The organism is Paenibacillus sp. FSL H7-0331 (assembly GCF_001956045.1).
On sequence record NZ_MRTH01000010.1, the window covers coordinates 201118 to 221212 of the forward strand.

Sequence of the window (20095 nt, forward strand, 5' to 3'; positions counted from 1 at the left end):
TATATTGAAAATATACGGACTGTTATTAATGATTAAACTCGGAAGGATTTAATCCCGTATGTTTTTTGAATAATTGGCTGAAATAGGCATGGTTCTTATAACCGACCAATTCAGAAATTTCAAAGATCTTATAGTTGCCGCTGAGCATAAGCTCCTTGGCTTTGCCCATACGGATTCGCGTCATATAGCTGTTGTAGTTTTCTCCGGTTTCCTGCTTAAAAATCTGACTCAAGTAATTCCGGGTCAAATAAACCTTATCCGCCAAAACATCGAGAGTGATGTCTTCGGCATAATGCTCCTGCACATAGCGCATGATGAAATCAATCGTTTTCCGATGCTTCTGGCTGCTCCTTCGATTCATAACCTCACAGATCGGGAGCAGCAGCTCTCGCAGCCAGGCGGCAAAATCAGGAATGCTGTACAGAAGCTCAAGTTCCTTGTACATGTTGAAGCCGGCATGAATATCCTCGATCTGCAAGCCGTGATCATACAGAGCCAATGCCAGGATGCCAACGATATCGACGGAAAATTCCCTTAGCACGCTGATGCTCGGCACGTCGCCCTTATGCAGCGATTTGGTCAGCTCTGTGATTCGTTCCTCTACCAAATCCTCTTGGCCTGATATAACGGCATCGATGATAACCTGATAGCTTTCCATGGGACGGCGCGTAACCGTTTTGGACATATCCTTAACATCCTCGGCGACGATAAGCTGCTTATTCCGCATTTCTTCCCGCTCCGCCAACAAATCAACAGCAGCCGAATAAGATTTAGGAATGTCGGAAATATGCTCCCCGATGAAGCCAACAGAAGCCCATACCTGCAGCTTTAAGTACTTTTGTATTTTTCCCAAAAATTCGTGCGCTATTTCCTTAACCTGCAGCTTCACATGGTCCTTTTTCACATGAGATGGCGTCGAGACAATAACCGTAATTAAATTACGCTGAATGTCGGCCACGTACACGCCCTTCTTGCTTTGAGACAGCTCATCCACAATATTACTGATAGCATATGCAAACAGGGATACATCGCTCGGTTTAAAGCTCCGCTCCCGATTCATGAAAAATTCAATTAATAAAACGGTGAAATATTGTCCGGACAAATCGATCTTCAAATATTCGGACACTTTGCGATAAAATGGCGTATGGCAAAATTCCGGTTCAAGCAGCCCTTTAAACATCTGCTTTTTCGTGATCGGCAGGTTGTATTCCAGAAGCTCTCGCAGCTCCTTGTCTTCCCTCTCGGAAGCCGCCCTTTTCTCAATTTTAAGTGCCGTTTCCTGAAGCACACGTTCAATTTCATCGAGTGTCGCCGGTTTGGATAAGTAATCGTTAACCTTCAGCTTTACTGCAGATTGAGCGTATTTAAAATCCTCATAGCCGCTCAGGATAATAACTTCCACCATATTTCCGTCTTCGCGTACAGCTTTAAGCATTTCGATTCCATCCATCACAGGCATAAAAATATCGGTCAATATGAGTTCAGGTCGGTGAAACCGGATCTTATCCAATCCATCTCTGCCGTTCCTGGCGGTTGCCACCACCTCAATCCCGAATTCGTTCCAACGCACATTACGAGTAAGACCCTGAATCGTGGTGATGTCATCATCGATAATTACCGCTTTGATCATGAAACTTCTCCTTCGTAAGGTCTGGGTGCCTCTGTAAGCATTTTGGGCAAGGACAAGACAACCTTGGTTCCCACATCGATTTGACTGTACAAGTGCACCCCAAAGTTTGCGCCAAAATACAGCTGAATGCGTTCATGTACATTACGTATGCCATTATGCTCTCTGCTTGGGTCAGCACCACCCACATCCATCCCAATTCCGTTGTCTTCAATGGCCAAATATATACTCCGTTCGTCTTCCCATCCAGTAATCTTAATCATACCCTCACCACGGGAATGAAGCCCATGAATCAGGGCATTTTCTACAAATGGCTGGATGATCAGTTTAGGCGTGTAGTAGGTTTTTAACGAATCCGGTACCGAGATATCGAACTGAATCTTGTGTTTATGCCTGATTCTTTGCAGCTCCACATAACAATGCAGATGCTCAAGCTCCCTCTTCACCGTAATGAAGGTAGCTCCGCTGGATAGACCGATACGCAGCATCTTGCCAAGTAGAGCCAACATTTGGCTGATTTCCTTGCTACCTGATTCAATCGCATGCCAATTAATCATATCTAAAGTATTGTACAAAAAGTGCGGGTTAATCTGCTCCTGCAGGATTTGGATCTCTGCTTCTCTTTTTTTCAGATGCTGCTCTTCCACCTGAACGATCAGCCGATCTATACGCTCCGTCATTTGATTGAAATTCGCATTCAAATGTCCGAACTCATTCTCATAATCATTATCGATCTGAACGTTCAGCTTGCCAATTTTCATTAGGTTCATAGAATGAGTCAGTTTTCGAATGGGCGCAGCGAATTGTCGGGATAATAAGAACGCCATAATAATAGCGAGCAGAATACACAGGACAGATGCAATTAAAATAACGGTTTCTATCCTGCGGCTTCCTTTGGTAATATCCTCCCAGGGAATAACGTCCATCGTTATCCACAGCGTTCGATCCTGCTTATTCCAGATGATTAATTCCTTCTTCTCCAGCTTCGCTATTGCGAATTGCTCCGATTCCGATTGTGCCAATATAGCAGCCAGCTCGTTCCTATGACTCTCATAGGTAACGGCTTCTCCAGACGCATCGTTAAATTCCGCAATCAGCCGGGAATGTGTATCGAGCACAAATCGGCTTACATGGGTGCCGCTGCTCGAAACAATCTTTTGCACAAAAGGCATTTTTAAATTCACAACAAGGATACCGATCTCCTTGCCCGAGGGGGACAGCACTTTGCGGGCAAAGCTGACAACAAGCCGATCTTCGGGAGCATAGCTGCCTACCTCAACGGGGTGTGTGCCTATCCAGCAGTAGTCGGCATCCTTGATCTCGTTATACCAGGAGCTTCTTTCGATGATTTGATAATCGTACACGCCGCTGCCTGCAATATGCTTGTCTACGCTGGTATCTTTGGCATACAGCTGTAAGGAGTGAATGCCTTCTTTGACATAGCTGGGTCGGCTCAGCATATCCACAATGTCTGAATTTTGCCCAATCCGCTCGAAGGATTGCTCGCTGAGCTGCAAATAATGGATCAGCTTCGGGTTGCTGGCGAGGACAAGTGAATCATATTCGACGGATTGCAGCTGAATATCCAGCTGTTTATTGATTTCGTTCAATAAAAGTTTTCTTGAAGAGATCGTTTGCTCCACGACTTCCTGATTCGTAATATAATAGCTTGTAATACCGAGAAGCATGATCAATAATGCTGAAATGATAATGAAGGAAGCAAAGAAAGTTACCTGGAATGAAAAGGTTTTAAATGGATTCTTCATGATAAAGATCACCTACTGTCCAGCCATTTAGCACTAGCATAAGGCCCGTGAACTCCTTTTGTAAACCCTTATCCTTTAATCCCCGTAGTGGTTATACCTTCCACAAAATATTTTTGGGCAAGGATAAAAATGATAAAGCAAGGGATCACCGACAATAGCGACATTGCATACATTGGTCCCCATGTGACAGCCGAGGAGTTGTCCAGAAATAAACGCAAAGCGAGCGGCACCGTGTACTTCGCAGTATCTGTCAAATAAATCATCTGCCCCAAGAAATCATCCCAGGTCCAGATAAAGCTGAATATCGCTGTCGTGATGAAAGCTGGTGAACAGAGCGGAAGTACAATTTTAAAAGCGATCCCCGGTGTAGAGCAACCGTCTATCTTGGCGGATTCGTCCAAATCTTGTGGAATCCCACGAATGAACTGAATGATAAGGAACACAAAAAACGGGCTTACCGCCAAAAAATGCGGAACAATCAGCGGCAGTGTCGTCCCTACCCAATCAAAATATTTAAATAAAATATATTGCGGCACTAAAGTAACCTGTGCAGGAAGCATTAATGTCAGCATCAAAATCGCGAACCACATTTTCTTCAATGGGAAGTTCAGTCTCGCAAAACCAAAAGCAACAAATGCGCTCGATATTAATGTCCCAATCACGGAAAGGACTGCGATGAAAAAGGAGTTATAAAAAAAATGCGCAAAGCTGAAGCCAGGAATCGCTGTCCAGCCATTGGAGAAATTGTCCCAATGAAACTGACTCGGAATCAAATTCGCTTTAGGGATATCCTCATTTGATTTCAGAGAACTCCCCACCAACCAGAAGACAGGGTAAATCATCACGATACTGCACAAGGTCAAGAAAATATACTGAACTAGATTTTGTCGTTTCACCCTAATCCCCATCCGATCCATATAATTAAATGTTTGTTAAGTCTCATAGTGAACCCATCGTTTGGCCGACCAGAAAATCAATGCTGTAAATACGGCAATAATCATAAGCAGGATCCACGCTAAGGCACTGGCATACCCCATGTTAAAGTAAGCAAATGCTTTCTGGTATACGTACAAAGCATATACCAATGTCGAATTGATCGGCCCGCCTTTAGTGACGATGAACGCTTGCGTGAACATTTGAAAACTGCCAATAATTTGCATAACCAGATTAAATAAAATGATGGGGGTCAGCATGGGAAGCGTAATCGCAAAAAACGAACGAATCTTGGAAGCTCCATCCACAGAAGCAGATTCGTAAAGATCCCGAGGAATTTGCTTCAGTCCAGCCAAAAAGATAACCATCGAGGATCCAAACTGCCATACGGCCAACAAAACTAACGTGTATAGCGCCGTCCCCGGTGTATTAATCCAGTCGATACCTTGTATTCCCACAATGCTCAATGACTTGTTGAGGAAACCATCAGCACCAAACAGGTTTCGCCATATCGCAGATATCGCTACGCTGCCTCCGATCAGAGAAGGCAAATAAAATATCGCCCGGAACACAGACATGCCGCGTATCGCACGAAATAAAAGCATAGCTACCATTAAAGCGAAAAATAATTTCAGTGGTACAGAAAGCACTACATACGTGAAGGTTACCTGCATCGCCTTCCAAAAATCTTTATCATCTGTAAAAATTTCATGATAATTCCCAAAACCGATCCAGGTTGGCAGCTCAAGCAGGTTGTACGCTGTCAACGATAAATAAAAGGATTGGGACATCGGCCCGATCGTGAGGACGAATAGTCCCAGCAGCCAGGGAGAAATGAATACATAACCCCATATGGGTTCAATAAATCTGTTGAATTTTGCCACTCCAGTTCACTCCCTATCATTTGATCTAGTAGTTTTATAATCAAATGTTAGCTTGATTAGCGGTATTAATAAATGAGGGAAATCTATAAATAATAATAAAAATATACAGTGTTTTGGGGTTAATCACCCATTGATAGAGGAACAACTGATCTGCTATCAGTAAAATTTGTCGAATATTTATATAATATTACCTATTTTTATAAAATATGTATTTTGCTATTATTATATTAAACTATGGAAAGGAGGCGATGGAATGATGAGGAAAAAGAACCTGGTTACTCTTTTTGCTGCTTTGACTTTATTTATGGTAGCGCTTACACCAGCTTGGGCAGATGGTCGATACAATTGTCCTACTTGCACCTGCAATCAATACAAATTTTTTGCGGATATCGATCTTGTCAACAGCAGCGGGACTCATGCAATAACAACACTCGGACCCTACAGCACCTTCACACAAGCACAAACAGCTGCTGATAATTATGTCTCCATGTACCCGGAATATTCTTCTTATGTGTATGAAGCTGAATATTGTTCTCCCTGATTCAGCCTGGCTAGACATAACATGATCATAGAAAGTACAAATAGACTGTTCCTTGGCTGCATGCAGCTGCGGGAACAGTCTATTCATTCGGTCACTCGCGCATTATTCACCTGACTTCTAATCCAGATCTACTTTATATATGCATGGAATCCCTTCCATATCGGATGTGAATATAATAAATGTGCCATCCGGTGAAAAGGCGGGGTGTGGATGCGCATCCTGCGTATTGCCATAGCTTTTCCAGCTGGTTCCATGAGAGCACAGCTTGTATTCCTTGCGCTCCTGAACATCAACAAGATAAATAAAATGCTGTTCGGGAAGCTGCCCGTCCCCGACAATTTTGGAATGATCATGATTGGATATAAAATGACAATATTTGGATGAATCCATCCATATTTCCTCTTCCAACGTATCCGGGTCCATAAAACGAATACTTTCGTGCCATTCATAATCTTCATGCCGATATACAAATGCGAATTTGGAGCCATCTGCGAGCCAGTATTCATGAGTGATCAATTCCTCATGGGTTTGCTCCTTGGCACAGCGCAGATTCGTACCATCCGCCTGAATCAGCCACAGCCTTGCATCAATCCGGTGACCGGGCCCCTCATGGCAAAATAATATCGTCGTTGGATCATGAGGACGAATTTGTGGGTGTCCCAGCCAGCAGTTCAGCTCTTCATGGACAATTCGACTCGTCTTTTGCTCGATATCGATATACATGATTCGGCAGTGCGGCTTCTTCGCCCACTGTAATTCAAAGGTGGACCAATCCCCCTTGCTGGCAATCACATCGCGATCATTGATTTCGACAAGCACCAGATAACGATCATCCGAGCTTAAGCCCGGATTTGCATTCGGTGTCCAGCCCGCTTCGGTTTCGTAAAAAACCTCCTCTTTCAATGTAGCCATATCCATGCGGATTATTTGATGCTGACGGCAATAAATGAGATAACGATCATCGCTGGTAAGACTGCAGCCGAAGTCATGAACACCTGCCCCTTCTGTTAACTGAAGTGCAGAGCCATCCTGCAAATCCATCCGATACAGGTTGCGCTGTCCATTCCTTTCGCTGGCATATATGAGATAGCGATTGTCATTCGTTATCATCTTGTAATAGAAATAGGGATGATGATTCACTTGCTCAGGTGCGGTAAGCCGGGTCAATGTTTGACCCGTGTATGAATCGGTGATGCTGTGAAATTCATTGTGAATGATGGTGCCTTTGGCCATTCCAATACCTCCCTGCCCATGATATGACCTTGCAAGATTTACTTGGATCGAAGCATGTGCTGCTTCTCAGTCGGCTTAACCGGCAGCCGCAGCTGCAGCACAGCACCACCAGTCGAATGATACTCGGCGTGAACCTCCCGGCTAGCGCCCTCTTCAGAACCATCATCCTTATGCTCCGCATAAACAGCTGTTGCATCCAGCTCGCCAATGTTTCCTTCGGTTAAGCGAAATGCAAACATAAGAAGCGCTTGCTGGATTTGGATAAACGAGAATCGCTTGCTTTCCCCCGCATAGATGACGTAGTCCAGACACAGCTTATTTGGTTCACTAACCAGTTTCCATGCCGGCTGCTCCCCATCAAACGCTGCAAACAATAACTTCACACGCATCGTCTGATCCTCAATTCGAACGGACACAGACCCTGCATCGGCAGAAAAATCTTCGACTTCAATACCCTCCAGGCATCCGCCAATTTCAAATCGAAGTCGCAGGTCGGCTGCTTCAATCGTTCCATCAATGGGATCCAGACCAATGTGGGTATCCCCGCCATTTGTGCAGAAGCCGATACCGAACAGCACATCGCCTTGATCCTGCACACTGGAGTACACCGCAGATGAATAGTCGTAGCCATTATGCAACAACCGCAGATGCATATAGCTGAAGCTATCGCCGTTTCTCACATAGCCAAGCAGGTTGCGGCGCTGATTCCACATCACATCCTTGCTAAATGTGCCCACACTGACAGCTCCGCTCATATAAGTGGTGGCAATATTCAAGGCATGGCCTGCCTCATCCTTTTGAATAACCTGCCGATTCGTTGTCGTTTCGGTATGCTCGAATGCAGATAAATACGCCTGAGGGCAATCAATTGCATTCTCATACCAATCCAGATTGTAGATGATGTCCTTATTCGGTCTCAATGAGAGCGTGCCACCGCTCGCCATTTGCAAAAATGACAGCACCTCTGGTGTCATGACCGTACTGTAACTGCGACTATGCGGTCCCGACCATTGGCGGCTTGGAGCATGAAAATGCTCGGCAGTCATACGCCATGCCACATCCAGCATATCGGCACTTAGCTGCCTGGCTTCCTCATTAACCGTTGCCGTGTGTATGCTGGCCAGCTCCTGTATCGCGACAATCGTATAGGTCGGACTGTTGAACTCCTGAAAGGTGCCCAATGCCTTCGTGTAATCACTGAATTTGCGCAGCCGCTCAAGTCCATAATCTGCATACGGCTTATGTCCGTACAGCTCTCCAGCAATTAGAGTTACAAATGCTCCCATAATCGCGATATTCGTATAGCCGGGGCCTACATTGCGCTTAATAATCGCATCGCAGGCGCAGCATACAGCCTGCTTAATCTGCTCCCTCAGCGAAGGGCTGAGCAGGTCGGCATGACGCTGCTCAGCTAATACAAGTCGTTTTCCGCAAAAGTCAGCCCAGTTCCAATCCGGTGGAGCCATCATCTCAAGCGGCTCCTCCATAAACCAGGACCATATGCCATAAGTGGAGTTCTCCGGGTTCTGATCCTGTAGACCGATCACCTTACTAATGATCCCGGATGCACGCTCTGTATATTCAGCCTGCCTGCTGTCAAGCAGTCCCAACGCGTATACCAGAGCGGCAAGTGTAGGATGGGTATACTCGACATTTTTCAGGGTGCTGTGGTAGCCAGGGGTATGGAACGGCTTGCGCACCATCTGCACCTCTGGGTTATATTGTCCGTGCCATACATCCAATTGTTTAAGCAGCATTTGTTTATGATCCATTACCATGATCCCTTCGCACAACTCCCTTATTCAAATAATCAAGCTTACTTGCCTTTTAAATTTTTCTCGTACCATTGCTGGGCTAGCTTATCGACATTGTCACCGCCAAGACGTTTCCATTCCTTGCGCAGCTGTTCAATCCCCCAACTGGCATTATATTGATTGCCGCCTGTGATGACCTTGGTTTCGATTTCCTCAGCCAGTGGTGTGAACGCTGTCGCCGTCTCACTGAGCTCAGGGAACGTAGGGTTAAACGGGATATCCCTTCTAAACTTATTTTTCATAGCAACCTTCAACGATTCACCCTGAATCTTGGCATATTCCTGTGATATGGCATCCTGTGCGGCCATCACGGCAAAGTCCTCCGGCTTCGGACTGTATTGGTCCAATACCGCATATTCAGGCGCATACAGCAGCTCTTTTTTATTTTTCTCGGCATCAATCGCTTGCGGCACACCATTAACCAGCTTGTAGTGAACACCCTCTTGACCGAATCTGACGTCGAACCAATTTTTATCAATCATCCAATCCAACAGCTTCACGGCTGCTTCCGGATCCTTCATATTTTTGTTAAATACGATCAGCTTGTTCGCAGGCGGCTCCTGAAACAGTCCGAATTTACCGTACTTCGTGGACACGGGCTCCAAAGGAACCAGCTTGGCATCCGGCACATTTTGCTTGAGCTCACGATATTCGGCGGCAATATTCCAGCTGGAAAAGTAGACACCGGCTTTCCCTGTCACTAACAGCTGTCTTTCCTTCTGATAGTTCTTATCAGTAATATATTCCTTATCGACCAAGCCTTCATCAAACATCGTTTTCAGCAGTGACAGTACATCTGTATACCGGTCGGTAAAGTTTCCTTTAACCATCTTGTCATTTTCCAAGTACCACAGTCCGCTGTGCGCAGCAAACATCGCCTGAACAATGCCGTTGTAATTAAAATTAAAGGCGGCGCCGAGCGTATCATTTTTTCCGTTGCCATCGGGGTCCTTATCCTTAAACGCCCGCATCACCGTCATCAGCTCATCCATCGTTGTCGGGGTTTTCAAGCCGAGCTTGTCAAGCCAGTCCTGACGAATCCACATCGCATGGTTCGCTATCGCATCGACACCGCGCGCACTAGTAGCAATGTAGGTTTTACCATCAAACATCGTATATGGCTTCAATTCCGGGTGCGCTTTCAAATAATTTTTGTAGGAGGTACTGTATTTTTCAATATAATCGTCGATTGGCTGAATCGCTCCCTGATCTTTCAGCGTCGACATATAGTCACGGCCAAATTCCCACATCAGGTCCGGCGCCTCGCCAGCAGCGATTAACGTATTCATCTTTTGCGTGGATTGCGTTCGTACGACAGGCACCCATTTGACATTAATACCTGATTTTTCATTGATGTACTTGGTGACACGGTTACTTTCATAGGTTCCTTCATCGCTGGCCACCTGTCCACGATCCAGGATCGTAATGCTGACCTCCTGCTTTTTCTTTTTATCAGTCCCGTTCGCTGCCGTATCCGTCTTCTTGTTGTCTCCTCCATCTGTGCTGCATGCAGCGATTGGCACGATAGCCAAAGCGCCTGCCAGCATAAGAGCGATGTGTTTCTTGTGTAACATCATGATTTCGCCTCCGTTTGTTGGTTGTTTAAGCCTTGCATGACTACCCTGCTGCGATCTGGATCAGCCTTTAATCGATCCGATCAATACCCCTTTGACAAAATACTTTTGTAAAAACGGATAAATACACAAAATCGGAGTGACGGATATAACGATGGCTGCTGCACGTATGCCCTCAGGTGTAACGAGATTTTGCATCGTTGCTCCCTCACCACCACTTGTGGCGTTCGCATTGAGCAGATTCTGGCTGGTCGTATCAATCATTTGCAGCAGCTTGACCATTAGGGACAGCTTGCCTGAGCTCGTAATAAACATCAGCACGTTCATATACGAATTCCACCAGCTCACCGCATAAAATAACGTGAGTGCTGCAATGATAGGCATCGATAGCGGAAGAATGATTTTCCAAATAATGAACAGGTCATTAGCACCATCGATCGCTGCCGACTCTTCCAATTCCGCAGGCAAATTTTCAAAAAACGTTTTCATTACGAAGAAATTGTACGTACTCAACAGCCCTGGAAGCCAAAGCGCCCAATACGTATTCATAATCCCCAATGTCTTGATCAAAATATAGTTGGGAATCAGCCCACCACCAAACAGCATCGTGAAGGTAATCAGCATCAGAATCAAATTCCGCCCCTTCAACCGTTTCCTGCTGAGCGGATAGGCGGCAATAATCGTTGCAATAATATTAAATAGCGTCCCTAGCACTGTAATTACTACTGTATTTTGCATTGCCTTGAACAGCTGGCCATCATCAATCAAATTCGAAAAAGAGGAAAAATTGATTTCTTTCGGCCATAAAAACACTTCACCGGACATCACAGCGCGCGAACCGCTCATCGAGGTAGCCAGCACGTGGATGAATGGAAACAAAGTCATCATAGCCAGCAGGCCCATTAGCGTATACAACGTGCCGTAGAGGATTCTTACCTTAATTGACTGTCTGCCTATCACCTTATTACCCCCTTTACCACAGCCCGTTTTCACCCATGGCTTTAATAAATTTGTTCACGCTTACAATCAAGATCAACCCGATAATCGATTGAAACAATCCAAGAGCCGTCGTATAGCTGTACTGCATGCCTTCAAGCCCTGCATGATACACATAGGTACTGATGACATTGGATACCTCATATACTGCTTTATTTTGCAAAATATAAATGTGCTCGAAGCCGACATCCATCATCTGTCCCACTCTCAGGATCAGCAGAATGGCAATCGTACTGCGGATTCCAGGCAGCGTTACGTGCCAAATTCGTCTCAGCTTGTTCGCTCCATCAATTTTGGCCGCTTCATACAGCTGAGGATCGATACCCGCCATGGCCGCCAAATACAGAATCGTTCCCCACCCGGCATTTTGCCAAATTCCTGACAAAATGAACGTGATCGGCCACCAAAAGTTGCTTGCCATAAAGTAAATCGGCTCAATCCCGAACAGCTTGACCAGCGCAATGTTGACGACACCTGTAGAAGGGGACAACAGCGCAATTACGATACCTCCCAGCACAACCCACGAAATAAAATGCGGGATGTACAGCAGGTTCTGGATGGTCCGCTTATACCATTCAACACGGACCTCATTCAAGATAATGGCCAGTACAATAGGCACAGGAAAAGCAAACACAATGCTGTACACATTCAGCAGCAACGTATTTTTCAATACATTAAAGAAATCCGGACTCGTAAACAACCGTTCAAAATGCTTGAGTCCTACCCACTGGCTGCCCCAGATTCCATCGGCAAACCGATAGTTTTTGAAGGCAATGATCTCTCCGAACATCGGCGCGTACTTAAAAGTAAAATAGTAAGCCAATATCGGAAGCAGCAGCAGGTACAAATATTTATCCCGCTTGAGATATTTCCATGCCAGCTTCATTCGAGTCGGCTGCGCCGATTGATGTAGACCCGCTTCTGCGGGCGCCCCGCCGATTTGTGTTTTCAAAGCTGCACCTCCTTTCTGTTCTCCAAGATAACACCCTCATCGTAACGGTTGATGATCCATTTGAAAATGTTCACTTTTTATCCTCTGCACCTTTTTTATGGTTTTCCCTGAATTCTCCTGGTGTTTGCCCCGTATATTTCTTGAAAATCCGGATATAGCTGTGGGTGCTGTTGTACCCAACACTCTCTGCTATCGTATTGACTTTCCGCTTCGGATCCATCAGCAGCTCCTTCGATTTTTCCATCCGGATTTGAATCAAACTGTCCATAAAATTCGTTTCGGTCGTTTCCTTGAACAGCTTGCTTAAATAAGGAACACTCAGCCCAAATTGGGAAGCTAACAAATTGAGCGACAAATCGCTGTCCATATAATGCTGCTCCAGATACTCCTGCACCTGCTTGATCGTATCATTGGTACCTCTGCTTGAGCGCTTCTCCTCAGTGTGGACAATCAACTGCTGCAGGAACGCAGCGATATAGCTCTTGATATCGTCAACGCTTACGCAGGACTCAATCCGGTTATAAATATTTTCCTTCGGATCGAGAAATTCCTTGACCTCCATCCCTTTATCCGAGATCACCTTGATCGATTTCATAATCAATTGGATGCACATCTGCCTGATCATTTCTGGCGGTACGTTGCTGGCGATAATTTCGTCAAATATTTTCTCCACCTGCAAGCCTACCTTCACCTTATCCGTTTCCTGAATAAAGTTAACGACGGCATCACTCATACCGGAAATCCGATAATATTTGTCGTTGAGATTGTTGCCTGCAATATCGTCGATCGATATAACCGTGTTATCCCCCATAATGAGCTTATATTTTAGCGCACTTAACGCTTCCTGATAGGAAGCATGGATACCATCCAGATACAGATGAGGACGACCGATGCCAATCGTAACGGTCTGCTTGAAATGGCCTTCTACATAATCCTTCACCAGATCGGCTACCTGCAGCGCCTGAATCTGGTTGCCCTGGGCATCATCCTCTTCGAAGCTCATAATGACAGCAACCCTGCCGTCCGTTAATTCCACCGATACACCCTTGCATACGCCGTCTACCAACTCCTCAGCCACATTGCTGATGGCATAGGTGAACAAATACACATCACGAGACGACGCAATATCCTGGATACGGTCCAGCTCAATAGTCATCACGACAAAATGGACAGGGCTCAGCTCAATACCAAGCGTGTCAAAATACGGCTTCATCCGGTTGTAGTTCGTCTTGTCTCCCATCAGCAAGCTCATAATCAAGCGCCATTTCAGGGCTGGCAGGCTCTCATGCATCTGCTTTTGCAAGGATTCATTGTCAGAAATAACCTGCTTGAAAAATTTCTCCATATACGTCAAATCACCAGCTTGACCCAGCTTCTTCTCCGTAAATGAACGGAAAAAGCGCTCCAAGGGACGGAACGTATAATTGCTTACAGCAAATACAATCACGATCGCCAGTACAAACATGCCTACCGCGACAGCCAACAGCAAATTGCGAATGATTTCCAGCGGACGGTTCATCTCCGGATTCGGAATGATACTTACATATTTCCAGCCGTTGTAGGCAGACGTCAAATAAAAGGTCGTGTAGCTCCCGTTGTCCGTATTATGAGTCACGTAGCCGCTGCCCGATAATTCACTCAGTGAAGGAGCCGACTTGATGCTGCTCACATGCTGGAACAATTGCTCCTTGTTTTGTGATGAAATAATGATTCCCTGCTCATTCATGACCAAGGTTTGCCCGACCCGCTGCTTATCCACATCCTGTATCAGATTGGAGATCGTGCTCTCCTCGATATTGACGATAATCGCCCCTTTACGAAATTGCGGCATACCGATCAACGGAAATGAACGAACCAAGGTAATCACATTTTTTTCAAGCAGCAGTCCGGTGTTAATCTCCGCGATTTTTCTCGTATCCAGCCACTGCTGGTACCCTTTCATCGACATAAAAGCATCCTTCCACTTCATGTCATAAAAATCCGCTTCATCCGAGAACATAGTTCCGGTCAGCAAGCTTTTGCTTTCCATCGAGTACAAATAGAACGAGGAAATATTACTGTTGGCAAACATCAGCGTCTTGAACCGGTCATTCAACACCCGAAAATGATTAAAGCGCAGCTCATCATTCAAGTAACGACCATTCAGAAAAAAAACAACCTCCGGCTCCTGAATAAAATTAATCGTGTTCGTATCAATTTCCCTCAGCATCATTTCAATTTTTTGTTGGGTCAGGTTCAGCAGTGCAATATTCGTGTTGCGCAGCTGTTCCTCCAGACTGCCCTTGGAGCTCAAATAGGACAGCCAGACGGTCGATGAAATGATCAATAAAAAAAACAGTCCGTAAATAACCTTGAATCTTGCAGAAATACTTCCTTGTAACAAGCGCATGCGGTCGGCTCTCCTTAGAATAAAGTGGGATTGAAATCGAATGGACAACATGTACTCACACCTACGAAATGCCTCTAGACAAATTTTACCTTGTACTAATAATAGCATTGACATTTCCTACAAACCATAGTTGGATTTTCACGAGTCCTTCAATATTTCTACTCTCACGACAATTCACGAGACACCCCATGGCTTTGCTTCATTCTATTCGCTTTATATATGGTGTAGTAGGCTGCAGCCGAAAAAGCAGTTAAACCGATATCAACAGCTATAAGCAAATCATAATTGTTAAACAAATCGTAGTTAACGCCCCCCAAATACCCAGAGAAAACGCCACCCAGATGATGGACAAGGATCAACACGCCCGTCTGAAGTCCCATCGATTTATGGGAAGTCTTCATAGCTTCCGTTGCTACAAGAATACCTCCAGGAATAGCTCCCAAATAGCTTGCGCCAAACAGCAGAGCAAACAGGATCGGCGACAATTCAAAATGCATCATTAAAAATCCAAATGCAATAATTCGAGTGAAATATAAAATCGATAAGGCTAACAATCTGTTGATACGATCAATCAGAAATGAGAAAAATAATCCTCCTGCGATTTCCAGCAAGCCAAGCAAGCTCAGTGAAGACGCAAATACGGTCTCATGTACATGGGCAACCTGCTGAATGGCAATAAAATGCCTCTCAACCGTTCCCATATTAAAGCCGCACGTAAACAAAGCAATCATGACGACGACAAGGGTAGGATTTTTGCAATACTGAATGAAATTAGGAATCCATCTTTTTGCATTTTCCAACAGCTTAGGCTCTTTGGGAGCTTGCTTATCCTGATGATGCTCGGCCTCGGCACCCTGCTCAACACGATTCGTACGGACAAAAAAGAGGATAAACACAATCGATCCCCAACCGATAACAAATAAGATCCAGTACAATTTCGTCCAGCTTAACCATTCCTCATAGTAAACAAAAATAGGGGTTAATACGGCAAGTCCCAGAGAGCTTGCACTGCTTGCAATCATTAAAGCCTTGGCTCGATGATTTTTAAACCAGTCAGTTACCAGAACATAAATCGAAGATGCATTCATACCTCCCAATCCTGACAGGACGCCGAAGCCGATAAAATAACCTACCGGGGTATTTGCATATAACACGGTTAGTATGGCAATGTTGCCTATAAGTCCTGTGAGCAGCATGATCTTTTTGTATCCGTATTTATCTACCAACAAACCGCCGATAGGTGCGCATAATGCCGAAATCAATATGTTTACAGACCATGTTAAGCCAAGAAAAGCTCTTCCTACACCTAAATATTCAGAAATATCATTCTGGTAATAGGACTGGACAAACCGACCAATAGATCCAAAGAAACTGAACAACCACAGTAAAGCAATCAGCATCCACGCATAATTTTTTTCCTTCAACATGTTGGACTCCCCCTAATTGGCTTAAGTTCTTAACAGGTAATTCGAAGCTGAGCACTTTGATTTCGGGACGTGAATTGTCCCGTATAGACATTTTACGTCCCGCAACAACAAAAAAATATTGCAGTCCAGCTGCTTATACGTGTTTCTCTAATATGAACAATACCTTATATGGGGAATAGTTACAATACAAAAATGAGTTAGCAACAGCCTATTTCTTCCACTTCCAGACAAAAAAAGAGAGCCGCCAACGGGGTGGATCTCTCGAAGTTGTGGTGAATTTTAGAGGGCTGAGCAGTAAGGAAAAGCTTGTGCTAAACCCTTGTATAATAAGGGTTTAGTCCTTACCACGTAGTCAACATGGGCGGGTTTCGTATAAAATCAACTTCATACTGCCGCTCACCGTATTTTTTTTCATTGTCAGTAATATAGGAGTGTTGTTCGATCATGTGTTCAGTTAAAATCAAGGCCGTATTGCCCTGTATATCAAGAATGCGCCAATGATACCCGCCAAGTGGCAAGATGAGCCGATATTAAAGTCCCTCACTCTCTTTCTCCTCGTCCCCTTACTTTTTATTCGAATCAGGGCGCCGCGGATTGACCGTGCCAAAGATATGATACGGTGTTATCCCATTTGCAAATAGGCTATCTACCAACTTGACCAATTCTTCCGACGATAGATCTTTGCCGTTGCGTATCCAAAGGCGAAACATAGATATTAATGTTGATATGTAAAACTCAATTATGTATGGTGCTAAGACATCATTTGTTGGAAAGTCCACAATCAATCTCTCAAAGGGAATTTCTCTTTTCAGGCGTTCAACAAAATGAACAGAACCATAGTCGCCCAAGAGGGCTTTAAGAACTGAAATTTCCTCTGCATTTTCCAAGCATTGAAGTGCATCTTGGAAAGTATGTGTGGAAAACTCTCTGCTTGCCATTTCCTCGTTAATGGATTTCAAGACACGCTCTTCAACGCAGTCCAACAACTCATAGATATCCGTAAAGTATTGATAAAATGTACTGCGATTATATCCTGATTGGTTAGCAATCTCTTGAATGGATATTTTTTCGATTGGTTTTTGGCTATATAAATCACAGAATACATTTATAAATGTTTGCCTTGTTTTGTCCGTAATTTCAGGTTGCTTATGCATTATTTGCCTCCATTTTCTGTTCAATCGATTATACGACAGATATTAAAAATCTGATGGTTGATGACCGTATAGTGAATCTATACAATAACATTATACAACACGTTGTTTGATCATCAACAAGGATTAATATATATTTTTAGGAGGCTAATATGAGAATTTTATTCTTCGGTCGAGGTGTAATATCGTCCCAATATGCTTGGGCTTTTGAGAAGGCAGGGCATACAGTTGAGTTTTACGTTAGAAAAGGGAGAAAAGAAACCTTCGGAAGCAATATAGAGCTTGAAATGTGGGACGCACGAAGAGGGAAACAGCTAATAAAAGAAAGCTGGAACGTCAAACTGCATGAGGAGATGAGCCCAAATTATGATCTCATTATTGTGAGTGTCAACACGGAACAACTTCCAGAAGCAGCACAATTACTATCGACTGCTGCTGGAAACACCCCTGTCCTAATATTCAATAACGTTTGGCAAGATTTGAAATCATCGATCTCACCGTTGTCTATGAACAATGTTGTCTTTGGGTTCCCAGGAGGCGGCGGCGGCATCGTGGACAATAGGCTTAGAGGCGGCTTTTTGAAAATGCTATTTCTGGAAAAACCACGGGTAGGCACTGAACATATTAACAACAAGGTCAAAGAACTATTTGAAAGTGCCCATTTTAAAATTAGTTGGATAAAGGATATGCAAAACTGGCTATGGAATCACTTTGCCATGAATGCGGCTATGGAGACCGAGGTGTTAAAAATGGGAAGTTTTCCAGCACTCCTGAATCATAGTGACTCATTCGCAAATGTTGGTAAGAATATGAGGGGAATTATCCCTGTACTTAAAGCAAGAGGCGCAAAGATTGATACAATTTCTCTACTGTTAACTAAGATTCCACCAGCACTTCTCGGTACGCTTTTTAACAAGGTTATTTTTGCAAAGGGCAGCTTACCACGACTTTTCATCGAATACAACAATAGTAAAGCAGGTTTTGCGGTACTTGAAGTTGTGAGAGAAGCAAAAAAGTTAGGCATACCTGTACCACGTCTTACTGTGGCATTTGAAAACAATGAACAACACAAAGCTATTGAAAATTCCATATCATAAAAATTTGCAGGATTCTCTGTCATCATGCGGATAATTTTGGCCTTAGATTCTATTTTGTTCCAAGCCTTTCCTTCATTGAGCTTAGCTTTTGATTATCGTGGTAAGCACCCGCCCGTATCACAGCGTTAATACCAGAATTTGTACGCTTTCTATGGGGTTGGCGTCCAGAAGGACCAAATCGGCGTTTTTGCCAGTATCCGCGGTCCCCATATCATTCATCCGGTCCAGAAATCCAGCACCTTTCAGGGTTGTCATCTGAAGAACATGAAGCGGCGGGATACCGGCCTTCTCCAACTCGTCTACGATATCTTAATTTATTTGCAGAATCCGATTGATCTTCTAAAGAGTCAGCCAAAATTTGTGATACATTAGGACTCATTCAGGTAAATGTGGCTCCAAAACACTACTCCCTAACCAACAAACACACAGCACTCCACATGTGTCGTATGCGGAAACATAGGCTATTGGACTCCCATCTATCACGGCCAGCTAAAGCCACGATATATAAGGGTTTTCTCCGTTGGAGTATGGTTCTGTTTGGTTGCTGTTCACTTGGAAATGATTGCTTTCGTCCCCAATTCCGTATGCTTCAATTTCAAAATCAAGTCACAATCGGTACTAAGGATAATGCTTGGATTCATGGTGGCTTAATTTTAGACGAAGATTAACCCCAAATAGTACCGATCAACTCATATAATAAGGCGTGTCGTTCGTTCCTCTAGGACGAGGATAACCTTCAGTTGCTGTTGGATTCAGTTCATAGCCAGAATCCGGATCTGCGATTGGAATGGATCGCTCCTGGTAAGTGCATTTTATGTTAACCAATTAACGAGTGTGACGATCCCGAACAGTGTAACGAACATTCTTCGTTCGTACGCGTATAGAAGAAGTACTGCCCTGCTTGCATCGCTTCACTGGGCAAACTTAAGAGCAAATAATAGGACTGCTCATTATGGTTAAGGGAATAAACGAGGGTTATCGGTTCGTTGGTGCCCCAGAGGTTGTTCGGCATATTCACCATACGATCCACTACTTGCTTGAAGTCGTAATGTCCCGTTTCTCCTGAAGTATCATAGATTACCGTCCCGTCATAGCAGGAATAACAATAGAACCAACCGTTTATATACGTATCCGCATCAACCTCTAATATATCCCTACAATGCGCTTCACATTTATAAGATTATACGATTGACAACTCTACTCCGCGCTTGTCACAAAACGGCTTCAGAATTTCAAATGCCTCTTTGGCCATCTCCTCATTATCGAATACATAGTTCAATCTATCACGCCAGGGATGCTGATGATTCTTGATTACGTGTACAAATCCGATTGTAGCTTTCTTCTTGCTGTTCATCTGAAACTCTATAATCCTCTATACTTCCGTCCACCCAGTATAGCATCTTTCTATTTGGCCGCCATGCAAAAATACACTTCTGAATCTCTCTCAGCTTCAGTGTGTATTGATAGATTTCCCAAGCATATGGGCCATCGTCTCCTTCTGCACGAGTAAAGACATTATGTTCTCCAATCAACTCGTCCATTTCTTCTAGCAGCTCGTCAACAGAGTCCTCTATGTTCATTTCTACCCCTTACAAAATGGACGCAGCAAACGCTTTAGAAAAGCTACTTGATCTGGATGATGACAATAATCAAATGGAATAGAGATATAAAACAATCTCTGCACTGAAACTTCGTTACTCAGGTTTCCTTC

16 protein-coding genes are annotated in these 20095 nt (G+C 44.2%); 2 read left to right on the forward strand and 14 right to left on the reverse strand.

The features are described 5' to 3' along the window. Positions 1 to 25 precede the first annotated feature (25 nt). From BK127_RS17010 to BK127_RS17025, 4 genes are all read right to left on the reverse strand, one after another. A complete protein-coding gene (locus tag BK127_RS17010) occupies positions 26 to 1630 on the reverse strand; it encodes a response regulator (RefSeq protein WP_076232309.1) in 1605 nt (534 codons plus the stop codon). After that, entirely contained in the window at positions 1627 to 3393 is a 1767-nt protein-coding gene (locus BK127_RS17015; protein ID WP_076232311.1) for a cache domain-containing sensor histidine kinase, read from the reverse strand. Before BK127_RS17015 ends, BK127_RS17010 begins: the two co-directional genes overlap by 4 nt. A 68-nt stretch (positions 3394 to 3461) precedes the next feature. Beyond that, entirely contained in the window at positions 3462 to 4301 is an 840-nt protein-coding gene (locus BK127_RS17020; protein ID WP_076232481.1) for a carbohydrate ABC transporter permease, read from the reverse strand. A gap of 24 nt (positions 4302 to 4325) precedes the next feature. Then, positions 4326 to 5210, reverse strand: coding sequence for a carbohydrate ABC transporter permease (locus tag BK127_RS17025; protein WP_076232313.1), 885 nt, complete (start codon positions 5208 to 5210; stop codon positions 4326 to 4328). A gap of 256 nt (positions 5211 to 5466) precedes the next feature. Between BK127_RS17025 and BK127_RS17030 the strand changes: the two genes are divergently transcribed. Continuing rightward, positions 5467 to 5751, forward strand: a complete 285-nt coding sequence (locus BK127_RS17030; protein ID WP_179097515.1) for a hypothetical protein — start codon at positions 5467 to 5469, stop codon at positions 5749 to 5751. A 117-nt stretch (positions 5752 to 5868) separates the two neighbouring features. Here the strand turns inward: BK127_RS17030 and BK127_RS17035 are convergent, their stop codons facing one another. The 8 genes from BK127_RS17035 to BK127_RS17070 all read right to left on the reverse strand — a co-directional run bounded on the left by BK127_RS17035 (position 5869) and on the right by BK127_RS17070 (position 17290). Next, positions 5869 to 6984, reverse strand: coding sequence for an oligogalacturonate lyase family protein (locus BK127_RS17035; protein ID WP_076232317.1), 1116 nt, complete (start codon positions 6982 to 6984; stop codon positions 5869 to 5871). Positions 6985 to 7022: 38 nt separating this feature from the next. Then, a complete protein-coding gene (locus BK127_RS17040; RefSeq protein WP_144026480.1) occupies positions 7023 to 8756 on the reverse strand; it encodes a hypothetical protein in 1734 nt (577 codons plus the stop codon). Between the two features lie 44 nt (positions 8757 to 8800). After that, positions 8801 to 10375 carry an extracellular solute-binding protein gene (locus tag BK127_RS17045; RefSeq protein WP_076232321.1) on the reverse strand — a complete coding sequence of 525 codons (1575 nt, stop codon included), beginning with the start codon at positions 10373 to 10375 and terminating at the stop codon, positions 8801 to 8803. Positions 10376 to 10435: 60 nt separating this feature from the next. Next, on the reverse strand, positions 10436 to 11332 hold the full coding sequence (locus BK127_RS17050; RefSeq protein WP_256711348.1) for a carbohydrate ABC transporter permease: 897 nt from the start codon (positions 11330 to 11332) through the stop codon (positions 10436 to 10438). A gap of 13 nt (positions 11333 to 11345) precedes the next feature. After that, positions 11346 to 12320 carry an ABC transporter permease gene (locus tag BK127_RS17055; RefSeq protein WP_256711349.1) on the reverse strand — a complete coding sequence of 325 codons (975 nt, stop codon included), beginning with the start codon at positions 12318 to 12320 and terminating at the stop codon, positions 11346 to 11348. A 70-nt stretch (positions 12321 to 12390) separates the two neighbouring features. After that, on the reverse strand, positions 12391 to 14709 hold the full coding sequence (locus BK127_RS17060) for a helix-turn-helix domain-containing protein (RefSeq protein WP_076232323.1): 2319 nt from the start codon (positions 14707 to 14709) through the stop codon (positions 12391 to 12393). A gap of 164 nt (positions 14710 to 14873) precedes the next feature. Beyond that, on the reverse strand, positions 14874 to 16136 hold the full coding sequence (locus BK127_RS17065; RefSeq protein WP_076232325.1) for an MFS transporter: 1263 nt from the start codon (positions 16134 to 16136) through the stop codon (positions 14874 to 14876). Positions 16137 to 16699: 563 nt separating this feature from the next. Then, entirely contained in the window at positions 16700 to 17290 is a 591-nt protein-coding gene (locus BK127_RS17070; RefSeq protein WP_076232327.1) for a TetR/AcrR family transcriptional regulator, read from the reverse strand. A gap of 149 nt (positions 17291 to 17439) precedes the next feature. Here BK127_RS17070 and BK127_RS17075 point away from each other — a divergent pair, with 149 nt between their 5' ends. Further along, a complete protein-coding gene (locus BK127_RS17075) occupies positions 17440 to 18384 on the forward strand; it encodes a ketopantoate reductase family protein (RefSeq protein ID WP_076232329.1) in 945 nt (314 codons plus the stop codon). A 117-nt stretch (positions 18385 to 18501) separates the two neighbouring features. On the opposite strand, the gene BK127_RS42995 is transcribed toward BK127_RS17075, so the two are convergent. After that, on the reverse strand, positions 18502 to 18678 hold the full coding sequence (locus BK127_RS42995; RefSeq protein ID WP_144026481.1) for an amidohydrolase family protein: 177 nt from the start codon (positions 18676 to 18678) through the stop codon (positions 18502 to 18504). Positions 18679 to 19667: 989 nt separating this feature from the next. Beyond that, entirely contained in the window at positions 19668 to 19964 is a 297-nt protein-coding gene (locus BK127_RS17085; RefSeq protein ID WP_076232331.1) for a hypothetical protein, read from the reverse strand. Between the last annotated feature and the right edge of the window lie 131 nt (positions 19965 to 20095).